Source organism: Cedecea sp. P7760 (assembly GCF_013386425.1).
GTDB classification, from domain to species: Bacteria; Pseudomonadota; Gammaproteobacteria; order Enterobacterales; family Enterobacteriaceae; genus Cedecea; species Cedecea selenatireducens.
Genome location: NZ_JACARU010000098.1, coordinates 1 through 5,242, shown reverse-complemented (window position 1 = coordinate 5,242; position 5,242 = coordinate 1). Strand labels below are relative to the sequence as shown.

The 5,242-nt window shown below is 52.3% G+C and carries 4 protein-coding genes; 1 reads left to right on the top strand and 3 read right to left on the bottom strand.

The window, feature by feature from the left end:
- A partial coding sequence (gene cobO / locus HX778_RS24700; protein WP_176983334.1) for a cob(I)yrinic acid a,c-diamide adenosyltransferase occupies nucleotides 1–570 on the top strand: 570 nt, incomplete at its 5' end.
- Here cobO and HX778_RS24695 read toward each other — a convergent pair.
- The 3 genes from HX778_RS24695 to HX778_RS24685 form a co-directional block, all read right to left on the bottom strand.
- Nucleotides 564–1,517, bottom strand: coding sequence for an AraC family transcriptional regulator (locus HX778_RS24695; RefSeq protein ID WP_038471890.1), 954 nt, complete (start codon nucleotides 1,515–1,517; stop codon nucleotides 564–566). The two genes, cobO and HX778_RS24695, sit on opposite strands and share 7 nt — an antisense overlap.
- A gap of 24 nt (nucleotides 1,518–1,541) precedes the next feature.
- Nucleotides 1,542–3,893, bottom strand: coding sequence for a glycoside hydrolase family 3 C-terminal domain-containing protein (locus tag HX778_RS24690; RefSeq protein WP_176983333.1), 2,352 nt, complete (start codon nucleotides 3,891–3,893; stop codon nucleotides 1,542–1,544).
- Between the two features lie 18 nt (nucleotides 3,894–3,911).
- Nucleotides 3,912–5,242 (bottom strand): MFS transporter (locus HX778_RS24685; RefSeq protein WP_218167266.1); only part of this gene is annotated, 1,331 nt, incomplete at its 5' end.

Here is a 5,242-nt window from a genome sequence, read left to right as displayed (position 1 = left end):
CAGCGACAGCAGCGGCAAAAAGAAAAGGTTGATGCCCGCATTGCGGATGCTCAGGAAGAGCGAGGGATCCTGATAGTCTTTACCGGCAACGGCAAAGGTAAAACAACCGCTGCATTTGGCACCGCCACCCGTGCAGTAGGCCACGGCAAAAAAGTCGGAGTAATTCAGTTTATCAAAGGCGAATGGCCGAACGGCGAGCGTAATCTGCTGGAGCCGCACGGCGTGGAGTTTCAGGTGATGGCAACCGGCTTTACCTGGGAGACACAGAACCGTGAAACCGATACGGCCGCGTGCCTGGCGGTATGGGAGCAGGGTAAACGCATGCTGGCGGACGCCGCGCTGGATATGGTTATCCTCGACGAACTTACCTATATGGTGGCCTATGATTATCTGCCGCTGGAAGAAGTCTTAAGCGCGCTGGCTAGCCGTCCGGCAAACCAGACGGTGATTATCACCGGACGCGGATGTCATCGCGAGATTCTGGACATCGCCGACACGGTAAGCGAACTTCGCCCGGTGAAGCATGCGTTTGACGCCGGGGTCAAAGCGCAACCCGGTATTGATTACTGAAATTCCAGTCGCTTAAGCAGCTCCGCATTCAGCGGCAGGCAGAGACAATCCTCCCCCAGAGCCAGCTTGCTGTCGATGGCGCTTTGCCGGGAAACAAAGCGTTTTCGGTACTCCGTTGGCGTCAAACCGCAATACTTATTAAACGCGGCAATCAGGTATTTATGCTCCTGAAAACCGCAGGCGTGGCTAATGGTGGTGATGGGCGAACGCGTGTCTTTGAGCAGCGTGCGGGCTTTATTTAACCTCACCAGGGTCAGGTATTCTTTAAAGTTATGGCGGCTCACTTTCTTAAACTGCCGCGAAAACCATGAATAGCTGACCCCGATATAGCTGGCGACCTCGGCGAGGCTGAGGGGCTGATCAAATCGCTGGTTAATAAACTCAATCCCTTTCTTGATCATCGCCACTTCACGCTGCGCGCTCTCGACCCGACCCACCGGCTTTCCTGCCGTTACAAGCGCATCCAGCAGCAAATAAATTGCAGCAATACGCTGGAAAGGCGCACGGTCGTCTATCAGGTGTTCAATCAGCGTTTTTAGTCGCTGATGAACGACCCTGTCAGCGCTGTCCGTAACCCCATCCGGGCGACACCAGTCAATGTCCGGTGCCGGATGTAATTCGTCGAACAGACCCGAGGAAAACTGCACCGTGACCAGCGTACTGCCCTCTTCCTCCGCACATAGCGAGTGGACCTCCTGGGCATTAATATAGAGCATTCCGCCCTTATTCAGTTCAATAGACTGCATGCCTACGGACAGGGTAAAACGCCCCGCAAGGACGGTGACAAGCTCAGGTGCCGGGTGCCAGTGAGGCTCGCAGTAACGCACCTCAGCGGCAAAGACATTCAGCTTTTCGGCGTCGAAAGCAATCAGCTCATAGCCACTCGCGTTGAGCTGCCGCCCTTCTGTTATTGCCGACCCGGCATGAATAGCTGAAAAAGAAAACACGGCGCCCCCTGTGGCTGTTCATTATTATTCCCCGGCGAGCACGGCGTTTAACTCATCTCGCTCAATATCCAGCCCAAGAAACTCGGTAAGCGCGATGAATAAGCCGCAAAAGAGGTCCGGTGCAACCCTGGTCAGCTTCTCCCGCACAACCTCTGGCGGCACAAGGCTTTTCCCGGCAACCAACGCCACTACGCGATCGAAGACTTCCGGCTGCTGAATCAACTGCTGCAGCGAGTTATCATCACGAAGCGTCATGTATTGCTCCTCGCAGTCAACATTAAACCCGGCACTCAGCGGTAAATCGCGTGACGACCCGCCAACATACACCTGCCAGCGGCCGGGCGTTATTAGCCATTTTGCCAGACCCGGATGATAGCAGCTCAGCTCGGCAACAGGCACCTGGAGGCTCACACGCCGCGTTTCTCCTGGCTCAAGGAGGATTTTACTAAAGGCTTTCAGCGCCCTTTCCTCACGAATCAGTTCCCCTTTTGGCGCACGGACGTAAAGCTGCACGATTTCTTTACCGGCGTATTTGCCGCAGTTCGTCACATCCACGTTAACCGTTAAGGTCTCATTATCACCCAATCGCTCAGTAGAAAGTTCAATCCTGTCATACGCAAAACGCGTGTAGCTCAGGCCGAAGCCAAAAGGAAACAGCGGCGTCAGGCGGCGTTTATCATAATAGCGATAACCGACAAATAATCCCTCACTGTAATGGTGCTGCAGATTTTCCCCCGGATAATGCAGCCAGGCCGGCGTCTCTTCCAGCGTATTCGGAACGGTGACAGTGAGCTTGCCGCAGGGATTACGCTTGCCAAACAAAATTTCCGCCACGGCGCCCCCCATTCCCTGTCCGGCAAAAAAGGTTTCCAACAATGCTTTGCATTCGCTCAGCCACGGCATCACCACCGCATCGCTGTTGGCCAGCACGACAACGACGTTGCGCTGTACCGCAGCGACCTCGCGGATAAGCTGCTCGTGGACAGCAAGAATATTCAGATCCTGACGGTCGCCGTTTTCACCATCTTCGCCGACGGCGGTACTGACAAAGACGACCGCGACATCCGCTTCTCGTGCGACGGTTATCGCTTCCTGAAGCGCCTGCGCATCTGCCTGTATATCGTCCGGTGTGCCTTCAGCCCACGAAACCGTAAACGCCTCTCCCGCCAACGCGAAGATCTCATCGAGAGGGCGATCGAGGAAATACGGCACCGTAGTGGCGCAACCTGATCCTTGAATAACAGGCTGTTGTGCTGGTTTGCCCAGCACCGCTATACGGGGAGTTTTATCGGGCCGTAACGGAAGCAGGTCGTCTTCGTTTTTCAATAATACAATCGACTCTGCCGCCAGCCTCTGCGAAAGGGCGTGGTGTGCGGGGAAATCAGCAACGGCATCTCTGCGCCGATGGCGTTTTACTTTATCAATGAGTTCGAGCATTCTCAGACAGGCGCTGTCAACCACGCTTAGCGGCACTTCACCGGCCTCGATAGCCGCCAGCAATGTTTTCTTATCCCGTGCCGTTTCCGGCATGGATAAATCATTGCCTGCCATCAGCGAGGCGGGACGGTCTTTAATTCCGTACCAGTCCGACATCACCAGGCCGCTATAGCCCCATTCATCTCGAAGGACTTTAGTGAGCAAGAAAGGATCCTGAGAGGTTTGAACGCCATTTAGCCGATTGTAGGAGGACATCACGGTCCACGGATTCGATTTGGCAATCGCTCTCTGAAATCCTGCCAGATAAATTTCTCGTAGCGCACGTTCGTCGACTATTGAGTCCATTTCGGTACGGCGAAACTCTGAATTATTGGCGGCGAAATGCTTGAGGCTGGCTCCCACGCCCTCTGCCTGCAGGCCATTAATCAGGGCCGCTGCGATGTCGCCGCTGACAACCGGATCCTCGGAGTAATACTCATATCCCCGACCAGCAAGCGGAGTACGTCGAATATTAATTCCCGGTCCTAACAAAATCCCCACGCCCATTTTCTGGCACTCAAGCCCTAACGCTTGCCCCATTATTTGCACCAGGTCAATATCCCAGCTGCACGCCAGGCTTGAGCCGTTAGGGAAGCAGGTAGCAGGCAAAGAAGCGCTGAATAAGGCCTCGCTTCCTCCTTTCTGTTCATCCTCTACCGCCGCACCTGCCCGGTCGGCCGTTTGCGTGATCACGGAGATAAAATCATCCATGCTCCACTTCTGCTGGCCGTCGATTTGAGCGCTGCTGTAACGTACGCCATAGGTGCCATCAGTCATGACGATATCTGGGATGCCGTGCTGTGGCAGAGAGGCTGTGCGCCACAGGCCGCTACCGCTCAGTAAGGTCACTTTTTCATTGGTCGTCATTGCCGCAAGCATTGCGTGAAAGTCAGCATTCATTTTGCTAATCCCCAGAAGTTAAAGCGTTTCCTGCTTGCGCAGACTCAGTTTATGAACGATATCGCGGTATTTATTTTCATCAAGGGAATAACAGGCAACAAAAATCGCGCTGAGTGCGAACATCGCCCCTGGAAATAACGTCATCATAATATTGATACCGTTGATAGCGCTGGCACTAATATTACCGGCATCATAGTGGTAATAATCAAGCATCCACCCTGCACAGCCACCGCCGATGGCCATCGCAATTTTGGTGATAAAATTATAGAAACCATATATAGCACCTTCAGTACGAACGCCATGATGCCATTCGGCATATTCAACCGTGTCGGCTATCATCGACCACATTGCAACAAATCCGATACCCAGCGTAATGCTGTATAAGCAGACACCGGTCATAATTAACCAAATATTATCTCCGGCGATGAAATATTGCATTAGCACACCCAACACACCGAGTAGCAATGCTGCCAGAGTCATTTTCTTTTTCCCCATTAGGGTAATTAATTTTTCGCACAAAACCGTCCCCACAATATAAGCGGCCGACTGAATAATGAAAAAAGTCGCGGTAAACCCTTGGTTACCAATAATGTATTTTATAAAATAGATAGCAATCGCCATCCACACCGTATAGGCAATGTAGAAAAATACGGTGAACAATGACAGGTGAATAAGCGGTTTATTCCCGGTGACGGCCCTGAGCATTTCACGCAGCCCAGGTGAATGTGTGCTCTCTTCCGTGACCCTTTCCTTCGTCATGCCAAAACACAGCATAAACATGAAGGTAGCCAGCAGTGCGAAGCATGACACGGCAAAGACATAGCCGTACTGCTTATCGGTAAAAGGCGATATAATCCAGTCGGCCGTGGTTGAAACAATCAGGTAACCCAGGATCGCCAGCACAAATCGATAGACCGAAAGCGAGGCACGCGAGGCTTCATGCTGCGTGATACGGTTCGTTAACGCCGAATATGGCGTATTTACTGCCGTATATGCGAGGCAGTAAAGCGTATAAGAGATAAAGGCAAAATAGAATTTTGCGCCGCCGCCGAAGGGGAAAAAACACAATACGGTCAGCAAGCCTAAGGGAATCGCGCCGTAGCATATCCAGGGCCTTAGCTTCCCGTAGCGGCTGTGCGTCTTATCAATAGCAAACCCAATGACCACATTAAAAATGGCATCAATGATGCGAGCCACAACAAATATCACGCTGGCCTGCGCGGCGCTAATCCCATATATATTGGTATAAAAGAAAAGCAAGAATAGTGATACAAACCCAAATGATAAATTAGAGGCAAAATCCCCTAACCCATAACCGACTTTTTCTTTTAAGCCGATCGCCACATAGC